This is a genomic window from Nonomuraea sp. NPDC052634, assembly GCF_040678535.1.
GTDB classification, from domain to species: Bacteria; Actinomycetota; Actinomycetes; order Streptosporangiales; family Streptosporangiaceae; genus Nonomuraea; species Nonomuraea fastidiosa.
On sequence record NZ_JBFATY010000011.1, the window covers coordinates 98,880 to 117,580 of the forward strand.

17 protein-coding genes are annotated in these 18,701 nt (G+C 66.5%); 11 read left to right on the forward strand and 6 right to left on the reverse strand.

Going from position 1 to position 18,701, the window contains the following annotated elements:
* The first annotated feature begins 56 nt into the window (after positions 1-56).
* The gene (locus tag AB0K67_RS33515) at positions 57-494 is read left to right on the forward strand and encodes a hypothetical protein (protein WP_364068136.1); all 438 of its coding nucleotides are present in this window, start codon (positions 57-59) and stop codon (positions 492-494) included.
* A 99-nt stretch (positions 495-593) separates the two neighbouring features.
* Here AB0K67_RS33515 and AB0K67_RS33520 read toward each other — a convergent pair whose 3' ends face one another.
* Positions 594-1,148 carry a hypothetical protein gene (locus AB0K67_RS33520; protein ID WP_364068137.1) on the reverse strand — a complete coding sequence of 185 codons (555 nt, stop codon included), beginning with the start codon at positions 1,146-1,148 and terminating at the stop codon, positions 594-596.
* Between the two features lie 368 nt (positions 1,149-1,516).
* Between AB0K67_RS33520 and AB0K67_RS33525 the strand changes: the two genes are divergently transcribed.
* The 4 genes from AB0K67_RS33525 to AB0K67_RS33540 all read left to right on the forward strand — a co-directional run bounded on the left by AB0K67_RS33525 (position 1,517) and on the right by AB0K67_RS33540 (position 6,579).
* Positions 1,517-2,203 carry a hypothetical protein gene (locus AB0K67_RS33525; protein WP_364068138.1) on the forward strand — a complete coding sequence of 229 codons (687 nt, stop codon included), beginning with the start codon at positions 1,517-1,519 and terminating at the stop codon, positions 2,201-2,203.
* A 79-nt stretch (positions 2,204-2,282) separates the two neighbouring features.
* Positions 2,283-3,698, forward strand: coding sequence for a transcriptional regulator (locus AB0K67_RS33530; protein ID WP_364068139.1), 1,416 nt, complete (start codon positions 2,283-2,285; stop codon positions 3,696-3,698).
* A complete protein-coding gene (locus AB0K67_RS33535) occupies positions 3,695-5,515 on the forward strand; it encodes a DEAD/DEAH box helicase (protein WP_364068140.1) in 1,821 nt (606 codons plus the stop codon). Before AB0K67_RS33530 ends, AB0K67_RS33535 begins: the two co-directional genes overlap by 4 nt.
* Before the next feature lie 140 nt (positions 5,516-5,655).
* Positions 5,656-6,579, forward strand: a complete 924-nt coding sequence (locus AB0K67_RS33540; protein ID WP_364068142.1) for a NaeI family type II restriction endonuclease — start codon at positions 5,656-5,658, stop codon at positions 6,577-6,579.
* A 202-nt stretch (positions 6,580-6,781) separates the two neighbouring features.
* On the opposite strand, the gene dcm is transcribed toward AB0K67_RS33540, so the two are convergent.
* A complete protein-coding gene (dcm, locus tag AB0K67_RS33545) occupies positions 6,782-8,233 on the reverse strand; it encodes a DNA (cytosine-5-)-methyltransferase (protein ID WP_364068144.1) in 1,452 nt (483 codons plus the stop codon).
* A 95-nt stretch (positions 8,234-8,328) separates the two neighbouring features.
* Here dcm and AB0K67_RS33550 point away from each other — a divergent pair, with 95 nt between their 5' ends.
* From AB0K67_RS33550 to AB0K67_RS33565, 4 genes are all read left to right on the forward strand, one after another.
* Positions 8,329-8,826, forward strand: coding sequence for a very short patch repair endonuclease (locus tag AB0K67_RS33550; RefSeq protein ID WP_364068146.1), 498 nt, complete (start codon positions 8,329-8,331; stop codon positions 8,824-8,826).
* Between the two features lie 874 nt (positions 8,827-9,700).
* Entirely contained in the window at positions 9,701-9,988 is a 288-nt protein-coding gene (locus AB0K67_RS33555; protein ID WP_364068148.1) for a hypothetical protein, read from the forward strand.
* Positions 9,989-10,478: 490 nt separating this feature from the next.
* On the forward strand, positions 10,479-11,087 hold the full coding sequence (locus AB0K67_RS33560; RefSeq protein ID WP_364068150.1) for a disulfide bond formation protein DsbA: 609 nt from the start codon (positions 10,479-10,481) through the stop codon (positions 11,085-11,087).
* An 84-nt stretch (positions 11,088-11,171) separates the two neighbouring features.
* The gene (locus tag AB0K67_RS33565; protein WP_364068152.1) at positions 11,172-11,705 is read left to right on the forward strand and encodes a hypothetical protein; all 534 of its coding nucleotides are present in this window, start codon (positions 11,172-11,174) and stop codon (positions 11,703-11,705) included.
* Positions 11,706-11,805: 100 nt separating this feature from the next.
* Here AB0K67_RS33565 and AB0K67_RS33570 read toward each other — a convergent pair whose 3' ends face one another.
* The 4 genes from AB0K67_RS33570 to AB0K67_RS33585 all read right to left on the reverse strand — a co-directional run bounded on the left by AB0K67_RS33570 (position 11,806) and on the right by AB0K67_RS33585 (position 16,079).
* A complete protein-coding gene (locus tag AB0K67_RS33570) occupies positions 11,806-12,270 on the reverse strand; it encodes a nuclear transport factor 2 family protein (protein ID WP_364068382.1) in 465 nt (154 codons plus the stop codon).
* A 67-nt stretch (positions 12,271-12,337) separates the two neighbouring features.
* Entirely contained in the window at positions 12,338-14,602 is a 2,265-nt protein-coding gene (locus tag AB0K67_RS33575; protein WP_364068153.1) for a xanthine dehydrogenase family protein molybdopterin-binding subunit, read from the reverse strand.
* Positions 14,599-15,588: a xanthine dehydrogenase family protein subunit M gene (locus tag AB0K67_RS33580; RefSeq protein WP_364068155.1), complete on the reverse strand. Its 990-nt coding sequence runs from the start codon at positions 15,586-15,588 to the stop codon at positions 14,599-14,601. The genes AB0K67_RS33575 and AB0K67_RS33580 overlap by 4 nt, the downstream gene beginning before the upstream one ends.
* The gene (locus tag AB0K67_RS33585) at positions 15,585-16,079 is read right to left on the reverse strand and encodes a 2Fe-2S iron-sulfur cluster-binding protein (RefSeq protein WP_364068384.1); all 495 of its coding nucleotides are present in this window, start codon (positions 16,077-16,079) and stop codon (positions 15,585-15,587) included. The genes AB0K67_RS33580 and AB0K67_RS33585 overlap by 4 nt, the downstream gene beginning before the upstream one ends.
* Positions 16,080-16,197: 118 nt before the next feature.
* On the opposite strand from AB0K67_RS33585, the gene AB0K67_RS33590 reads away from it, so the two are divergent.
* Entirely contained in the window at positions 16,198-16,872 is a 675-nt protein-coding gene (locus tag AB0K67_RS33590; RefSeq protein ID WP_364068157.1) for a TetR family transcriptional regulator, read from the forward strand.
* 122 nt (positions 16,873-16,994) lie between these two features.
* Positions 16,995-18,611, forward strand: coding sequence for a cellulase family glycosylhydrolase (locus tag AB0K67_RS33595; protein WP_364068159.1), 1,617 nt, complete (start codon positions 16,995-16,997; stop codon positions 18,609-18,611).
* Positions 18,612-18,701: the final 90 nt, after the last annotated feature.

Genomic DNA, 18,701 nt, shown 5'->3' on the forward strand with positions numbered 1-18,701 from the left:
GCGCGGCTTGTTCGCCGTCGCCTCCACCCCCCGACACCCGCCCTCTGGGCGATGTGATGGCCGGACCGCAGGAGTGCGGTCTGATCTCAAGGCAGGTCATCGCCCGCATCACGGGCCTGGACGAGTTCCGCGCCACGGGCAGCCGCCCCGGAGAGCCCTTCGACCGCTGCATCGTCAGAAAAGAGGGAGGAGACGCGATCGGGGCGGCGCTGTCGATCACCTTCGACAACCCGTCCGCGCTCACCGTGGAAGAGCTGGAGGGCACCAAGCAGCACGACCGCGGCCAAGACCTGCCAGCCGACCTCGGCCCTGGCTTCACGGCACAGATCGAAGGCGAGGACGGCATGAAGACGTACGCCTACGCCTGGACCCCCGACGCCAGCCGCCGCCTCTCCATCTGGATCGCCCCGGGCGCACCAGGCAGAGACCACCGGGCGGACGCCATCGAACTCGTCCGGCAGCTCAAGCCGATCTTGTTTAAGGAGTCCGGATAACTTGGGCGCCTGACAACTTCGCGGCCGGCCCAGATTCTTGGCGCCGCCTCCGTGTCACCTGCCGATCGGCCCAGGCGCCGGGTGGGTACGCCGACGGGTTCACACCTCCTGGAGGTCGCCAGTGATTCGCAGAAGAGCGCGAGCGTCCGCGATGTTGCCGACGTCCATCAGGTGACCCACCACCGCGAGGACTTGCGTGCCAGGCCGGCGTCCGACCATCCTGAGCAGGGTATCCACAGCCTCCGCCAGTCCCCAGTCGCGGCAGGCCTGTATTGCGTCAGCAGCCTCCTTCGCAGGTGCCCTCCCGCCGGCATAGTCGAGCATGCCCATGGCGTGCTCATAGCGAGCGTTGTCCACATGCTTGGCGAGCTCTTCGATCGGCCACCGGACGTATGCCGTCAAGCAGTTGCGCCGGTCCCCTCCTCCCACCAGGACCGGCGCAACGTGTGGAGTACCGGGACCGGCGGTCGTCGTGCCGCCATCGGCAAGTGCACCAGCCGGCCTGGCAACATGCGGATCCTCATCCCACACTTGCTGCACCAGGCGTTCCAGCTCTTCTTCCGTCATAGTCACGGCCGGATTTTTGCGGGCCGCGAGGCGAAGGAGGTTGAGGACCGTCTTTTTGTCGGGATATCCCACCTGTCCCGCGGCCAAGCGACCGAGAGCGGAGCGAGAACTATGTATCTGGTTTGCAACGCTTCGTAACGACCCGCCCGCATCATCTAAAAGCGTTCGCACCGCCTCAGCGAGTTCACGCCGGGCAGGCGAGAGAGATGCTGGAAGAGGCTTCCTTCGCGCACGAGGAGGCATGGTCAGCTCCTTGGTATCCCCTCCGGTTCTGGAGCCATCTTGACGGACGCCTGTGACAAATTACGCCTTTGCCGGATCAGCGAGACACAGCGGGACACCACGCGGGACACACCGGGACAGAAAAGACTTCCCTGAGGTGCCTGGATCCGCTTCGCTAACAGACAACGCAGCGGGTCTCTCTGTCGCTTATCTCCCATGAGAGGAACAGACGAATGTTGGCGATGCCGTCCTGGACGGACAAGAAGCTCGGCACCATGAAGCGGGTAGCGCTGTGGCTCATACAGGAAGTCGGACCAGGAAGCATCTTCACCAAAGAACAGCTGCGCGCAGCGTTCGACGGAGTCAGTCAAATCGACCGCCGCATGAGGGAGCTACGGGACTACGAGTGGCAGATCGACACAAACCGGGAGGATTCGACTCTGGAGTCCTGGGAGCACAGGTTCGTTCGCCAGGGGCTTCCCGTATGGGAACCGGGCGTCGCTAACCGGAAGGCCGCGGAGGCTATAAGCGCGTCACAGCGCCGTACCGTTCTCATGGAGGACAACTATCTATGCCGATCGTGCGGTATCGGCATCGGCGAAGCGTATTCCGACGGCTACGGAACCACTTCACAGCTCGATATCGCACGCCGGCAGGTCACGCTACCCAGCGGCGACAAGGAAGTGCAGCTCGTCACGGAGTGCAACCGGTGCCGTGTGGGGGGACGCGATGTTGTCAGCGACCTGCGGACTCTCACAGCGGCGCTGGAGCGGCTGTCAGCCTATGAGCGCAAGATGCTGTCCGCCTGGATTGAGCAGGACTCCCGCAGCTTCAACGATGTCGAGAAGCTGTGGGGCCTCTACCGCACCTTGCCGACGCCCGCACGCAACCAATTCCGCAGCATGCTCCTGCAGCCCTGAGCGGAAGGCCGGCGCCGAGCACAGCCGGCCACCGCCCCCTCCGATCCCCTGCTGACTTACTCCTGGAAGGAACTCAACCATGTCGATCGACTTTGGCCAGCCTCGCGAGGCTGCTAGCAACCGCGAACTCGTAGAACAGCGGCTCAAGGAACTGCGGAATGGCAGCGGAGTCCCGGAGACTCTGACGGTCGAGTGGCGTGGCAAGCTCACGCACGTCGAAGTCATCGACATGCCGGTTGAGGCACTGCGGTATAACCCTGGCACCCACCGTATCCGTGCCCAGCGTGCCTTCGACCCGATAAGGGACCAAGCCCTGACCGACGATCCGTGGAGCCCCGAGAGCCAGGACTATCTGCACTTCTTGCTGAAGGCGTTGCCGGCGGATCCTTCCGTGACCGACAAGGCCTTCGAGGATCTCATGGAAAGCCTGCGCGAGTACGGCCAGAACGAACCTGGCCTCATCACCCGTGATGGCATCTTGGTCAACGGCAACACACGACGGGCCGCTCTCAAGGAGATAGGACGGCCCAGCATGCGAGTAGGCGTCCTGCCCGCAAGCTGTACATGGGACGACATACACGCCGTTGAGCTTTCACTCCAGCTGCGCCCGGACAGGCGCCGGGAGTACTCCTACATCAATCATCTGCTCGCCCTGGAAGAGCAGGTAAAACTTGGTAAGCCACTACCGGAGATCGCCCGGAACTTCCACACCACCACGCCGGCCTGTGACCGTGACTTGTGGATTCTCGCTCAGTTGAGGGACCTTATCGACCGCAGCGCCACAGGCACCACGTCGCTGCGGCTGATGGACTTCGAAGACGCGAAAGAACGACTCTTCGAGCTTTATCGGGCGTACAAAGCTGAGGCCGCGCGTAACCAAGAACGCGCAGATCTGATAAAGGAGGGGCGCTTCGCCGCTATCGTGCTCGAGTTCGCCAAAACAGACGTCCGGTTCATCCAGCCTGATTTCTATGAGCGCTTCCTGAATCAGCGGCTTCCCGCCGATCTTATGCCAGATCCCGAGCCCGAGGCTGCGGCTGTCGCGATTCCTGGCCTCGGCCGTACTGTCCAAGCGGCCGGAGTCAGGGTCACGGCCGCAAAGGCTCTTACCGACTCTCTCCTGCGAGTCAAGGCTGTCAAGGCTCCTGGGTCCACCGCCACCGAGGAGGAGCGGAGTACAGCAACCGAGCAGTTCAGGCGCGCAAAAGACGTTTTCAATGAGGCGCTGGAGTTCGCAGGCAGGGACTTCCGGCTCCGCAAGAAGCGCCTCGCCGCCCCTGACCGCGTGACTGACGCATGTAAAGACCTAGAGCAGTGCGTCACCGACCTCGTCCTGGCCCGCGGCAACGGAAGCCTGGATGAAGGCGCCTTTGACGACGCCCTGCTGCAGCTGCGCTCCATCTTGGAGCGCGTCGCCAAAGAGGCCAGCAAGAGCATTACCCTGCCAGGCGACGGGCTCACCTGGCTGCAGAAAGCTGTAGGGAGAGACCAGTGACCGCGCCACATTCAGAGCCGTCTCTGCGGATTTCGCTCGATGTCTCGAAGACACGCGTGGTTCTCCGCAGCAGGCCGGGGTACGAGCAGGATTTCGCGGATCTGGCTGCCCGCATCGCGCCAGGGGGGCAGCGTGCGCCGCTGGTGGGAGAGTTCGATCTTGACGACTTCCTCGACCGCCTCATCGAGCTCGGCAACTGGCATCACGATGATGTTGAGTGGGATGAGGCGCTTCTCCAGCTCGTCAACAGCGTCCTCGATGACGCCGAACAGGCCGAGCGCACGCTCAGCGGCGAAGCTGACCTCCCCGGGAGAACGATCGCGCCAGGTGACGTACTGAAGATGCTTGGCGAGAACTGGATTGGTGATCTCACCGACTTCCAGCTGCGTGATGCAGCCCATCTGCTGTCACTCAGTCACGGTGCGAACTTCAGCGTGCCTGGTGCCGGCAAGACCCGGGTGACCCTAGCCGTCTACTCTGCTATCCGCGAGCAGGGCCTGGTCAGGCGGCTCCTCGTTGTCGGGCCAAAGTCCGCCTACGAGGCTTGGCTGTCAGAAAGCCAGGTGTGCTTCCGCACACCGCCACGCGCGGCAGTGATGGGCCGGGCGCCGGACTATGACGCCGAGATAATGCTCGTCAACTACGAGCGGCTATCCCGGGCTGTCCCCGGGCTCGTGTCGTGGCTGACCAGCGCACCTTCGATGCTGGTGCTCGACGAGGCTCACCGCATGAAGCTTGGCGCCAGCGGAACCTACGGATCAGCATGCCTGACGCTTGGGCCTTCTGCCGCGCGGCGGCTCATCCTTACGGGCACCCCTGCCCCAAACGGGGCTCGAGATCTGGAGAATCTGCTGTCGTTTGTCTGGCCTGGACGGGGCAAACGCGTGGTATCCGATGCCGTACGTGGTGGCGATCTGGCCTACGCCAGTACCGTACTGAGGCCGCTCTTCACCCGCACCACCAAGAGCGAACTAGGCCTCCCTCCGTTCGAGCCGAAGATCCGCTACGTCAAGCTCCCACCCATTCACCGCGAGATATATGAAGCGCTGAAGGGAAACTTATCTGCACGGGCCGAAGCTTCCCGCGATGATATTGAAGCGCTCGGCCGTACTGCGCTGCGTCTGATTATGGCGGCCACAAGCCCGGCTCTTCTCATCGAGGGAGGCAGCCCATATGAGCCACTCGCGTATAGGCCAGCCCCTCTGGAGATCAACCCTGATGACTCGCTCTACGACCTGCTGCGCAACCTGCCCAGCTATGAACTATCACCTAAGTATCAGGAAACAATTCACCTGATTGCTGCCAACGCAACACTGGGCCGCAAGACGATTGTATGGACAAACTTCGTACGTAACATTACTACTTTGGCACACCTGCTCGCTCCTCACCATCCCGCCGTTGTTCATGGCGGAACAATAGATCGAGACGAGCAGATACGGCGGTTCCGCGAAGATGCAGACTGTATGGTGCTGATCTCAAATCCTGCGACCCTTGGGGAAGGAATCAGTCTCCATCAAGTCTGCCATGACGCGATCTACATTGACCGTGATTTCATGGCCGGCCGATTCCTCCAGAGCTTGGATCGAATACACCGCTTAGGTCTCGCACCCGACGCAGAAACCCGGGTCACCGTACTCGCCGCGGAAGGAACTATCGATGAAGTGGTCCAGCTACGCCTCAAGACAAAAATGGAGTTCCTAGGAAGCATCCTGGACGATCCGGATGTGCGCCAGCTAGCCGACCTCGAGGAGGCACCTGCCGATAGCTATGGGCTGGATGCCGGAGACATTCGGGAGCTCCTGCGACATTTGGGCTGATCTGCAGAGCGGAGCACCACAAACACGCGAGCGATCAAGGGGATGCCCATACAGGCCGGAAACCTAGTGCAGATGACCCATCGGGGAGGCATGATAAGGGGCGCAAATGATCGGGTTCTACGCAGAGACAGGAAGCGGCGATGGACGATTACGATCCCGCACTGGAAGAAGTCTTCTCACATCTCATGATGCTGGATGAACTTGGACCACGGCTAGGAAAGGTAGTCCGCCGCACCTTCGACATGCTTCTTGACGGCCAGCACACCGGCCGCTTCCGATGGGAGCAACTCCATAAAACGGAAAAGACGCACTGCGGAACGCTGATTGAGATCAACCTGCAACGCGAGTTCGGATTCGCTGATGGACATGTTCTCGACTACTCCATCGCGGGACATGAAGTTGATTGCAAATATGCACAGAACATAGCGAGCTGGATGATTCCCCCCGAGGCTGTTGACCAACTCATCCTGGGGCTCTGGGCCAACGACAAGAAGGGGCGCTGGAGCGCTGGTCTGGTCCGAGCCAGCGAGGAAAACCTCAACCCTGGGAGAAACAGGGACGTCAAGCGCACCTTAAATCATACCGGCCGACAGGCTATTCGCTGGCTGTTCAAGGACGAACCGCTTCAGGAGAACATCCTCCTCTCCTTGCCCGACGACGACATCGACGCCATCTTCCGCTCCACGAGCGGGCAGAAGAGAATCAATGAACTTTTCCGGCGTGTCCAGGGCAGACGCATAAGCCGCACGGTAGTTGCAACGGTGGCGATGCAGGAGGACTACATGAAGCGGGTACGCGGCAATGGCGGGGCTCGTTCAGCACTACGTCCGGAAGGCATCGTGATTTTCGGGCAGTACCGTAATCACGTTGAGGCAGCCAAGGCTCTTGGCCTCCCTACCCTTGGCCCCGGAGAGTCGATGAGCATTCGGCTGGCGCGTAAGCGTGCACACCATGCTGGGCTGCCGTCCATCACGCTGAACGGCGAAGAATGGGTGGCAGCCTTGCCAGATGATCCTCCAGAAATGGCACCCGAGCTACCCGACATCGGCCCGCTAGGCAGATGAGACACGCTGCCACGCGCCTACCGACGGCGTCAGCATCGGCTTAGGCAAAAAGGCGATAAGCACCAGATCAGCTTCAGCCGACGGGGAGAAGCCGGGCCTCCTTCGAGAGGCTGCTTCTCCCCGCTACGCATCTTCCACTGAAGCCACGCCGAGTGCCGGATACCCGCAACTGCGGCTTAGATGGATGGCGAACCTAGCAGTATCAGCTGATCTTCGACCGATACTTATTGAACAACTCGTGCCGTCGATGGTCTTCCTGCCCGAGGAACGCCTTGAACTCACCGAGCTTGTACGCCACGTCACCATTCGATCGGGGAACTTCCAGCAGCTCGAAGTCGTGACTGAGATGGTTGAGATGGCGTTCGACCTCAGGCAGCTCCATCGGCTTGCCATCATCCGCAAGCTTCTGCACGATCTGCTCGACAGTTAGCGGCCGACTGTTCTTGACCAGGATCTTGTAGACCGGATCGGTCGGCGTATCGGTGTCTTCCACCAAGGTGCGGCGCGGGCCTTCCTTGAGCAGCGCTTTTCTGATAGCTACGCCTAGCGCCTTTGCTACAGGCGGGGGAAAGGCATTGCCGATCTGCCGGTACTTAGACGTCTTCCCGCCAAGAAACTCCCAAGCGGCGAATTCCTCGCCGTACCATCCCTGAATGCGAGCCACCATTTCGACGGTCAGCATCGGATGCTTGGCGCCCTTCACCCGTGGATTATTGGGCCCAGGCGGGACGTCGGCCACGCCCTTCCCATCCACTCCCATCGCTTCCCACGCGGCCTTGGCTCTACTGGGGCCGAGGTCTGCTCCACCATGCTTCTTTGACCCTCCCACGATGGTGGGAGCGATGTCGTTCGCCCCTCGAACCCACTCTTCGAGCCTCTCGGGCGACCAGTCTCCGCGGGCCATGAGGTCCCTGAGCAGCTCGCCCACCGTAGGCGGCTTTTCGGTATTCTTCTCAGGCCAGTCAAAGTACTCTGCGTATTCGGGCCGCAAAGCGACCAGCACGAACCGGGGGCGGAGCTGCGAGACGCCGTAGTCGTTTGCCTGCAGGAGCTTCCACTGGGCGACATAGCCATGCTCCTTCAGCCGGTCTAGGACACGCTGGCGATAAGCGGTGAACCTGGTGCCAGCCAGACCTTTGACGTTCTCTAGCAGGAGCGCCTTCGGCTTCATCTGGCCACACAGTTCCACCGCCCACGCAAACAGATCGCGCTCGTCAGTGGCTCCAAGCTGCTTGCCCGCGATGCTGAAGGGCGGGCATGGCACGCCTCCAGCTAGCAAATCCACGCCCTCGTATTCCTTTGGCTTCCACACGGAGGGGTCAGCCACGTCGCCAATCCTGACGGTTTCCTCAGCCTCCTTCTTGTCATAGTGAAAAACTTTGACGAGGTTATGCCGGAGTGTCTTTGCTGCTTGCGGGTCGAGCTCAATCGCCAGGGCATGCCGGAAACCTGCCCGTTCCAGCCCGAGGGACTGCCCCCCAGCGCCGGCACAGATTTCCACAACTCTGAGTGAGCCCTCAGGCGTCCCCGCCAAGGTGCTGGCGGCATCGGACATCGCAGCTTGATCCCGCTCTGAGCTGGCACTTCCCGGGCTTACTGGCTGATCATCAGCTTTCGCCAGGGTCTCGAGGACGTGAGAGTGCTTTCTGGTCACAAGGACCCCTTTCGTAGCCCAGAGGAGGCAAGGGACAAGCGGTCAACTGTATCTTCGCGGAGAGCACTGTTGGCTGTACGCCCGTTGGGACGAGTGTGAGCGAGAGCAAGAGAGCCCAAGCCCGGCAACGGGCTCATGAGCGGAGGACCTATCCTGCGCCGCTCAACGAGGGTCGGTCGCGCAACATGCAGGCCAATCGGCGATCTAACACCAAACCCGAGGTTGCCCTGCGGAGTGCGCTGCACCGCCGTGGCTTGCGCTACAGAAAGGACCTCCGCCTTGATCTGGGCGAGGTCAAGGTCCGCCCTGACATCGTCTTCACGGCCAAGAAGGTCGCGGTCTTCGTCGACGGCTGCTTCTGGCACGTCTGCCCGGAGCACGGTCGCCAGCCCACGACGAACGAGTGGTACTGGGCGCCAAAGTTGCGCCGGAACATGGAACGCGATCAGCGCGTCAACGCCGCCCTCGAAGCAGCCGGCTGGCGGGTGATCCGGCTTTGGGAGCACGAAGCACTGGCCACGGCCGTTGAGACGGTAGTGGCCGCCGTGCAGCCAGATGCCGAACATACGAGCGAGACTAGCGCGCCTGGCTGACAATCCCGCAATCGGAACCGGACAATTGGCACCGCACCAAAGGTAAAGAATTTCCGATCTTCTGCGGAGCCTCAGGGGACACCTAACCCCCTGAGAGCGGTCCTCTAGTACACGTTTGTGCACCCCGGCAACAGTTCCGGCGACCCGTCCTTCGCATCCGTGGCCAGCTCCCTCACGATCGCCGGCGTGCCTGTGCGTTCGTGGCAGGTGAGTCCCAGTTATGCCGGATACGCAGGTAATCGAACCTGTCTTCCCGCTCCTCCCGTACGCGCTGGTGACGTCGGCGGAGGGGCGTGGGTGTGATGCGGAAGCTCGGGCTGATCGCGGCGGTGCTCGTGGCGCTGGTCGGTGGGGTGGCGTATGCCGTTGACTCCGGGGCGGCCGATGGGCCTCGCCCGGCTATGCCGCTCATCTACGAGGCGTATACCGAGCGGGCGCATGCGCAGATTTCCGCCGACAGCCTGCGGGATCGGGGGGCCGAAGGTGGTGGCGGCCTCTGCAGGTGGGCGGATCACGCTGACCGGGTTGCTGGGGAGCCGGCGGCTTGAGGAGACCTCGTCGGTGGCGCGGTTCCGGATCGAGTGCTGGGTCCGGAGCCACGTTTCGTTCACCGCCTACCAGCGGGTGACCTTTCCTCCCTACATCGATCCGACCGTTCCGCCTGAGACGGTGCCGGTGACGGGGACGATGGAGGTTCCGCCTTGTCAGCGGGTCACGAACGGGTGAACGGTCCCTACAGCGGCCAGATCTGCATCGTCGTCGGGGCTCGGGAAGGGGATGACCTCGGGGCGTCGTGCCGGCAGTTCCTTGTCGTGAGCGGGCAACTGCCGGGGCCTGAGCTGCCGGCGCTTGAAGCGGCCGGGGTGGTGACGTTATGGAGGGCCGTACTGAGGCGGAGCTGAAGTCGGTCGAGGAGAAGGGGGCCTACACCGTCATTCAGGGGCTTGAGGGCAAGTACTTCTTTCCGACGCGGGAGCAGGCGGAGAGTTTCAAGCGGCTCGCCGGGGAGCGAGGATGGGGGACGTACGTGGTCACGCAGGCGGAGATCGACGCGCGGCACCTGGCGAAGGCGGAGTCCATCGCGGCGGCCGGGGAAGGGCCCGCGTACTTCCTGCGGAACGGGCTGGTGCGGCTGGTCAGGCTGGTGAGGGTTTTCCGATGACGGTGCGGGCGAGGGTGGCGTTGCGGGTTCCTGGGCTGAGGCAGCCGATGCCGCTCCCGACTCGGTCGCTCATGGCTCGTATCGGGACCGATGAGCAGGGGCGGCCGCTGCTGCTCGGGGCTGAGGTGGACGTTCCCGGTGCGGTCTCACTAACCCCTGGTCAGGGCGAGGTCGTGGGTGAGGCTGAGTTCTGGTACGAAGACGCGGCCCAGTACGTCGTTCCCGCCGCCGAGCTTCCCCTTTGGGCGAAGTCGGCAGGCTCAGGGTGCTCGACGTGCTCAGCCGTCCCTGACACGGGTGGGGAGGGGCTATCCAGCCTTCTGTTGCGGCGGTGTCCGACTCGTCGGGGGTCGGGGTGGCGGCCTTTGCCGGTTTTCGCGGGGGTGGATGGCGACAGCCGCTGGGCTCAGGAGGTGTGGCGGCTCTTTCCCTCCGTGACGCCTTCTCCAATAACAGGGCAGGTAGAAGGGGTGATTCCAGGGTGGCGATCATGAGGGTGGCGGACATGTGGTTCGATCCGTCCTGCCCGTACTCCTGGCTGACCTCGCGCTGGCTGCTCGAGGTGAGCCGGGTGCGGCCGGTCGAGGTGCGATGGCACGTCTTGAGCCTGTCGGTGCTCAACGAGGGCCGTGACGAGGACCCGGAAGGGGACACCGAGGGCTATCTGTGGGTGCCGGCGCGGGTCTGTGCGGCGGTCAGGCGCGCGCACGGGCAGGAGGCGCTGGGACGGTTCTACACAGCACTGTGGACGACGGGCGAGGGCGACTGGCCCGGTGATCTGCGTACGGCGCTGGAAGCGGCCGGTCTGCCGCCCGACCTCGCCGAGGCAGGGCTCGGAACCGAGTACGACGACGAGCTGCGGGCCTCGACGGCCGAGGCTCTGCGCATCATCGGCGGTGACCATGTGGGGACTCCGATCGTGGCCGTGAGCGAAGAAGGAGCCGCCCCGGTCGCGTTCTTCGGGCCCGTCATCTCCAAGGTGCCCACCGGTGAGGACGCCGGGCGGCTCTGGGACGGGACGTTGCTGGTCGCATCAACCCCGGGCTTCCACGAGCTCAAGGGCGGCCCGCCCCGCCAACCGGAGCCTTACGGAACGTGAAGAGTTGAGCCGATTCCGTGATACGGGCCCGCCGGCGGAGCTATCTTGTGGGACATCCCCGCACAGCGACGGACAAGAGTTCTCATGGACGAGCCGCACGTGATCACCACCGAGTGGGTCGACGCCCCCGACGACATCTCCTACCGCGACTACGTCGCGGGCACGTACAACACCTTCCGCTGCACCTGCGCGGTCCCGCTGCTGGACCGGGAGGCGGCGACGCTGCACGCGGCCGAGTGGGGCCGGTGCGTGGTGTGCCTGGGGTCGGGCACGGTCTCGATCGCCCCTTTCCACAGCGACGGCTGCGAGAGCTGCGCCGGCTCGGGAGCGGGCCGGCCGGGCGCGGTGGTGGTGCAGGCGCAGGTGACCGAGGACTTCGTCAGGGAGGTGGCGGAGCTGCTGCCCGCGGAGTTCGGGTTGCCGGATGTGGTGGCGGTGCTGCAGGAGCACATGCCGCCGGAGTGCGGCTCGATGGAGACGGTGTTCTCGGTGGCGGCCGGGCTGATCCGTTATCTAGAGGTGCAGGGTCTCGTGGTGCTGGCCACGGCGCCCGACTTCGTGCCGGGTGAGGGGGTGGAGCAGCGGTACGGCGACCCCCGGTGGATTCGCACCCCCTGAGAAGACGACCTTCCATCCCATCGGACGGCGGTATCGGCCCGTCGGACGTCTGTTTCGGCATTCAGCGTCCTGCTGCAACGTCCGTGACAGCGAGCGTCCGCTAGAAGATCGGCAGGACGTCCACGCCGCGTTCCTCCTCGCTGCGCACCCCGAAGATGCGGCGCTCCGACTCGGCGATCCGTACGTCGTTGATGCTGGCCTCCCTGCGCCGCATCAGCCCCGACTCGTCGAACTCCCACTGCTCGTTGCCGTAACTGCGCCACCACTGCCCTGACGGGTCGCGGGACTCGTACTGGAAGCGCACCGCGATCCGGTTGCCGAGCACCGCCCACAGCTCCTTGCGCAGCGCGTAGTCCAGCTCCCTGGCCCACTTGCGGCGCAGGAAGTCGATCACCGCGGCGCGGCCGATCAGGTGCTCGTCGCGGTTGCGCCAGACGGTGTCCTCCGTGTACGCGAGCGCCACCTTCTCCGGGTCGCGGGTGTTCCAGGCGTCCTCGGCGGCCTGGACCTTGACGCGGGCGGTCTCCTCGGTGAAGGGCGGGAAGGGCGGGCGTGACATGTGCAGGCCTCCTCAGCTGATCGTCGGTCGGGTCAGCTTAGGCACGTACCCACGACAGGCCCGCCCAGCCGCCTCACAGCAGCTTGTCGAGTGTGATCGGCAGGTCTCCGACGCGCTTCCCAGTGGCGTGCCGTACGGCGTTCGCGACCGCCGCCGCGACCCCCGTGATGCCGACCTCACCGATGCCGACGACGCCGAGCGGCATGGTCGGGTCGGGGACGCCGACGTCGTGCACCTCGATGCGCGGGATGTCGGCGTGCACCGGCACGTGGTACTCCGACAGGCTGGGGTTCACGATGCGGCCGTTGCGCGGGTCGACCAGCGTCTGCTCCGACAGCGCGAGCCCGATGCCCATGACGACGCCGCCGCGCATCTGGCTCGCCGCCGTCTTGGCGTTGACGATCCGGCCGGCGTCGAAGGCGCTGAGCCAGCGCGCGACGCGCACCTCCATGGTGTCGGGATCGACGCGCACCTCGCAGAAGTGGACGGCGGTGGCCGCCTTGACGTAGCGGCGGCGGTCGCGCAGCGTGCGCAGGACGAAGCCGAGCATGCCCGACTTGATCGCGGCTTCGACGTGGTCGCGCCCCGCGGCGGTGAGGATGTCGGCGTACGTCTGCCCGCCCCCGGCGTGGTGCAGGCCGCTGTCGCGGGCGTGGAGGTCGTCGAGGCGGTGGCCGCGCAGCGGCGAGCCGGGCACCCGGCGGGCCAGGGCGAGCACCTCCTTCTTCACCTTGGCGCAGGCGGCGATCACACCGGCGGCGACGCTCGCGGTCTGCACCGAGCCTCCGGCCATCGGGCCGTCGGGGAGGTCGGAGTCGCCGTACTCGACGCGTACGGACTCAAGGGGCACCCCCAGCTCGTCGGCCGCGATCTGGGCCTGCGCGGTCGCCGCGCCCATGCCCATCTCCTGCATCCCGCAGCGCACCACCACCGTGCCGTCGGCGTGCAGCCGCACGGTGACGCTCGCGGGCAGGATCATCGCCGGGTGGTACGCGGTGGCCACGCCCATGCCGACGAGCAGCCGCCCGTCGCGCATGGCGCCGGCACGCGGGTCGCGCCGCCGCCAGCCGAACAGCTCGGCCCCTTTCGTGTACGCCTGCCGCAGCGTCCGCCGGGTGAGCTGCTGCCCGCCCACCGGGTCGCGCTCGGGCAGGTTGGCCAGGCGCAGCTCGATCGGGTCCATGCCGAGCTTCCAGGCCAGCTCGTCCACGGCCGACTCCAGCGCGAAGGTGCCGATGGCCTCGCCTGGAGCCCGCATGAACGTGGGGGACAGCAGGTCGAGGGTGATGCCCGACTCGCGCAGCAGGATGTTCGGTGCCGCATAAAGGTGGCGGGAGGCGGAGGTGATCGGCTCGGGCGCGCCGCCGATCCTGCTGGTCCTGGCCACGCTGGTGTGGATGAGCGCGGTCAGCCGGCCCTGCTCGTCGGCGCCCAGCGCGACCCGCTGCGTGCTGGGGGTGCGCCCGCCGACCGTACGGTAGACGCCTTCGCGGGTGAGCACGAGGCGTACGGGGCGGCCGGTGGCGCGGGCGGCCAAGACGGCGAGCAGCGTGCCGGGCCAGACCGAGCCTTTGCCGCCGAACCCGCCGCCGACGTACGGCGAGAGCACCCGGATGTCGGGCTCCGGCACCCCGAACCGCTTCGCGAGGTGCTTGCGCAGGAAGGCGATGCACTGCGAGGGCTCGTGCACGGTCAGCTTGTCGCCGTCCCAGACGGCGGTGGTGGCGTGCGGCTCGATCGCGTTGTGGTTGAGCGGCGGCGTGGTGAACGTCAGATCGACGGAGACCGGCGCGGCGGCCAGCGCCGACTCGGCGTCGCCCTTCTCCGCGTTGTGCTCCATGATCATGCTGTTCTTGAGCGGTACGGCGTTGGGCAGCTCGGCGGCGAAGTCGACCACCGAGGGCAGCTCCTGGTACGTCACCTTCACCAGCCCCGCCGCGTACCTGGCGGTCTCGGGCGTCTCGGCGACCACGACCGCGACCGGCTGGCCGTTCCAGTGCACCTCGTCGGTGGCGAGGTAGTCGACGTTCGTGCCGGACGCCATGGCGCTGAGGTCGATCGGGCCCCCTTTGCCGAGTGGCTTCATGGCGGGGGCGTTCTCGTGGGTGAGCACCTCGATCACGCCGGGCACCGCGCGGGCGGCGGAGGCGTCGATGGCGGTGATGCGGCCCCGGGCGACCGTAGAGTGCACGAGCGCGGCGTGGGCGAGGCCCGGGTAGTGGTGCTCGGCGGCGAAGCGGGCCTGGCCGGTGGCCTTGGCGGTGCCGTCGATCCGGTCCACGGCCCGGCCGACGTAGGGGGTGCGGGTGACGGGCTCGGCGCGGGTGATGGTGGTCATCGGGCGGTTCCTTCCGTGGTCAGCTCGCGCAGGGTGGCCACGATCGTGCTGCGGGCGAGCCCGGCCTTGAACGCGTTGGCCGGACGTACGGTGGCCGCCGCCAGCTCGGCCTCGGCGGCGCGGCGGAAGGCGTCCTCGTCGGCCGGGCCGCCGGCCAGCAGCCGCTCGGCCTCCCTGGCCCGCCACGGCTTGGTGGCGACGCCGCCGAGCGCCAGCCGGACCTCGGCGATCACGCCGTCGCGCACGTCGAGCGCCGCCGCGACCGAGACGAGGGCGAAGGCGTACGAGGCGCGGTCGCGGACCTTGCGGTAGCGGGAGGGCGCGGCGAACGGCGGCAGCTCCACGGCGGTGATCAGCTCGCCGGGCGCCAGCGCGTGCTCCACGTCGGGGGTGTCCCCGGGCAGGCGGTGGAAGTCGGTGAGCGGGATGCGGCGGGTGCCGTCGAGACCTTGTACCTCGACGACGGCGTCGAGGGCGGCCAGCGCCACGGCCATGTCGGAGGGGTGGGTGGCGATGCAGTGCTCGCTCACGCCGAGGATCGCCGAGCCCCGGTTGAACCCGTCGAGCGCGTCGCAGCCCGCGCCGCGCTCGCGCTTGTTGCAGGAGGCGTCGGTGTCGTAGAAGTACGGGCAGCGCGTGCGCTGCAGCAGGTTGCCGCCCACGGTGGCCATGTTGCGCAGCTGCGCGGAGGCCCCGGCGAGCAGCGCCTGCGACAGCATCCGGTAGCGGGTGCGGACCCGCCGGTCGGCGGCCAGGACGCTGTTGCGGACGAGCGCGCCGACCCGCAGCCCTCCGCCGGGCAGGTCGTCGATGGTGTCGAGCGGCAGGCCGGTGACGTCCACGACGGTGTCCGGCTGCTCGATGCCCTCGCGCATGAGGTCCACGAGGTTGGTGCCGCCGCCGAGGTAGCGGGCGCGCGGCTCGGCGGTGGCGGCCCGCACGGCGGCCTCGATGTCGGCGGGCTTGACGTACGTGAACGGCTTCATCGTCCCGGCTCCCCCGCCCCGTCCGTGGAAACGTCCAAGATCGCCTGGACGATGCCGTTGTAGGCGCCGCAGCGGCACAGGTTGCCGCTCATCCGTTCCCTGATCTCCTGCTCGGTCAGACGGGGCGGCGCGTCCTGCCCGGTCGTGACCACGCTGGGCTGGCCGGCGGCGTGTTCGGCCAGCATGCCGATGGCCGAGCAGATCTGTCCCGGAGTGCAGTAGCCGCACTGGAGGCCGTCGTGGCGGACGAACGCCTCCTGCAGCGGGTGGTCGACGCCCTCGATGGTGGTGATCTCGCGACCGTCGTACTGGACGGCCAGCGCCAGGCACGAGTTGATCCGGATGCCGTCGACCAGGACCGTGCACGCGCCGCAGGCACCCTGATCGCAGCCCTTCTTGGGGCCGGTGACGCCGAGCCGGTCGCGCAGCGCGTCGAGCAGGCTCACCCATGGCTCGATGTCGAGGCTGACGACGTCGCCGTTCACTTTCATCCGTATATCGGTCACGCGATCTCCTCACGGTGCGGTCTAGGCGGGACGGTAACAGGACAGCGTTCACCTAACAAGAGAACGGCGTTCTCTTATCGCCGCGAGCTATGCTGCTGAAGTCATGACGAGGGCGGCGTTTCGCCGGGCCAGGCGGCCCGAGCACAAGCAACAGCGGCGGGAGGCGATCCTCACCGCGGCCCGCGAGCTCGCCCGTACCTCCGGTGTGCGCAACGTCAGCCTGGGCGCGGTCGCCGAGGCCGTCGGGCTGGCGAAGTCCAACATCGTCCGCTATTTCGGCACCCGTGAGGAGATCTACCTCGTGCTGCTCGCCGAGGAGTGGCGCTCCTGGGCCGACGCCGTACGCGCCGCTCTCCGCCAAAGCTCCGAGCCCGGCTCGCCGCATCGGATCGCGACGCTGCTGGCCGACACCCTGATCGAGCGCCCGCTCTTCTGCGACCTGCTCAGCCACTCGTCGACCACTCTGGAGCACAACGTCTCCGTCGAGGCCGCGCGCGCGTACAAGGTCACCGCGCTCTCGCTGGTCGCCGAGCTGGGCGAGCACGTGGCCGCGGCCGCGGGGCTGAGCCCGCGCGAGGGCGCGGAGCTGGTCGGCGCGGCGTGCGCGCTGGCCGGCATGCTCTACCAGGCGTCCAACCCGCCACCCGCGCTCGCCCAGGTCTACGCCGAGGACCCCGCGCTGGACGCCGCCTGCCCCAAGATGGAGCCCTCGCTCGCCCGCGCGCTCACGGCGCTCGCTGCGGGCCTGCCGGCGCTGCGCGAGCAGCAGCCGGGCTGAAACTTTCACCCGGATCCAGGCATTCCCGACCGCCTGAGCCCCTCGACCTGTACATCGGAGCGATTTGCACGGACCATGTGTGCCCGCCAACCTAACCGGTTAACAGAGAAGGGCACCCCTCCATGAGCACACGATTCGGGGCCGCCGCGGCGGCGCTCCTGTCGCTCCTCCTCACGATGCTGATCGCCCCCGCCTCGCCGGCGCAGGCCGCCGCCGGGCTGCGGGTGGACGGCACCAGGATCGTCGAGGCCAACGGGAACGCGTTCGTCATCCGCGGCGTCAGCCACGCGCACACCTGGTACACGAGCCAGACGGGCGCCTTCGCGCACATCAAGGCGCTGCGCGCCAACACCGTACGCGTGGTGCTGAGCGGCGGCAGGTGGCCGGCCAACGGCACATCCGATGTCGCCAACGTCGTCTCGCTCTGTCGGCAGAACCGGTTAATATGCGTGCTCGAAAACCACGACACCACCGGGTACGGCGAGCAGAGCGGCGCGTACACGCTGGACCAGGCCGTCGACTACTGGAACAGCGTCAAGAGCGCGCTCACCGGCACCGAGGACTTCATCATCGTCAACATCGGCAACGAGCCGTACGGCAACAACAACGTCTCGGCCTGGACGGACGCCACGATCGACGCCATCACCCGCATGCGCGGCCTGGGCTTCCAGCACCTGCTGATGGTGGACGCGCCCAACTGGGGCCAGGACTGGCAGTTCACGATGCGCGACAACGCCCAGCGGGTGGCCGACGCCGACCCGCAGGGCAACACGGTCTTCTCCATCCACATGTACGGCGTCTTCGACACCGCCGCCGAGATCACGGCGTACCTGGACGCGTTCAGGACCGCCGGGCTGCCGCTGGTGATCGGCGAGTTCGGGCACAACCACTCCGACGGCGACCCCGACGAGGACACGATCATGGCGCAGGCCCAGGCGCGCGGCATCGGCTACATCGGCTGGTCGTGGAGCGGCAACGGCGGCGGCGTCGAATACCTCGACATGGTCGATGATTTCGACCCGGCCAGCCTGACCTCCTGGGGTGAGCGCATCTTCAACGGCGCGAACGGCATCGGCCAGACCTCGCGCGAGGCGACGTTCTTCAGCGGCGGCACCTCCGACACCACCGCCCCCACGACGCCCGGCACCCCATCCGCGTCCGGCGTGACCGCCACCGGCGCCACCCTCACCTGGGCGACCTCCACCGACGCGGGCGGCTCGGGCCTCGCCGGCTATGACGTCTACCGCGAGCAAGGCGACGACGACACGCTGCTCGGCCAGAGCGCCACGAACTCGATCACGCTCACCGGCCTGACCCCCGGCACCGAGTACGAGGTGTACGTCAGGGCCCGCGACGGCGCGGGCAACCAGTCGGCGGCCTCGCCGGCCACGACGTTCACCACCGAACCCGGCGGCGGGAACGGCGACGGCGGCTGCACCGCCGAGGGCACCGTACAGACCCAGTGGAGCGACGGGTACGTGGTGCAGCCGGTCACCGTCACCAACGACGGCGACTCCGGCATCACCGGCTGGACGGTCACCTTCACGCTGCCCGCCGGGCACACGCCGGCCGGGTCGTGGAACGCCTCGCTGTCGGTGAGCGGCCAGACGGTCACGGCCAGGAACGCCGCCTACAACGGCACGCTCGCCCCGGGCGGCTCGACCGGCTTCGGCTTCCAGGTGAACCGGCCGAGCGGCGACACCGCCACCGTCTCGTCCTTCACCTGCGCGGCCTCCTGACGTGGAAGAGCCCTCCTCCCCCATAGCTACCCAGGGGGAGGAGGGCGGCCCGTCCCGGCCCCGGCGGAGGGTTCCGGGGCCGGGACAGGC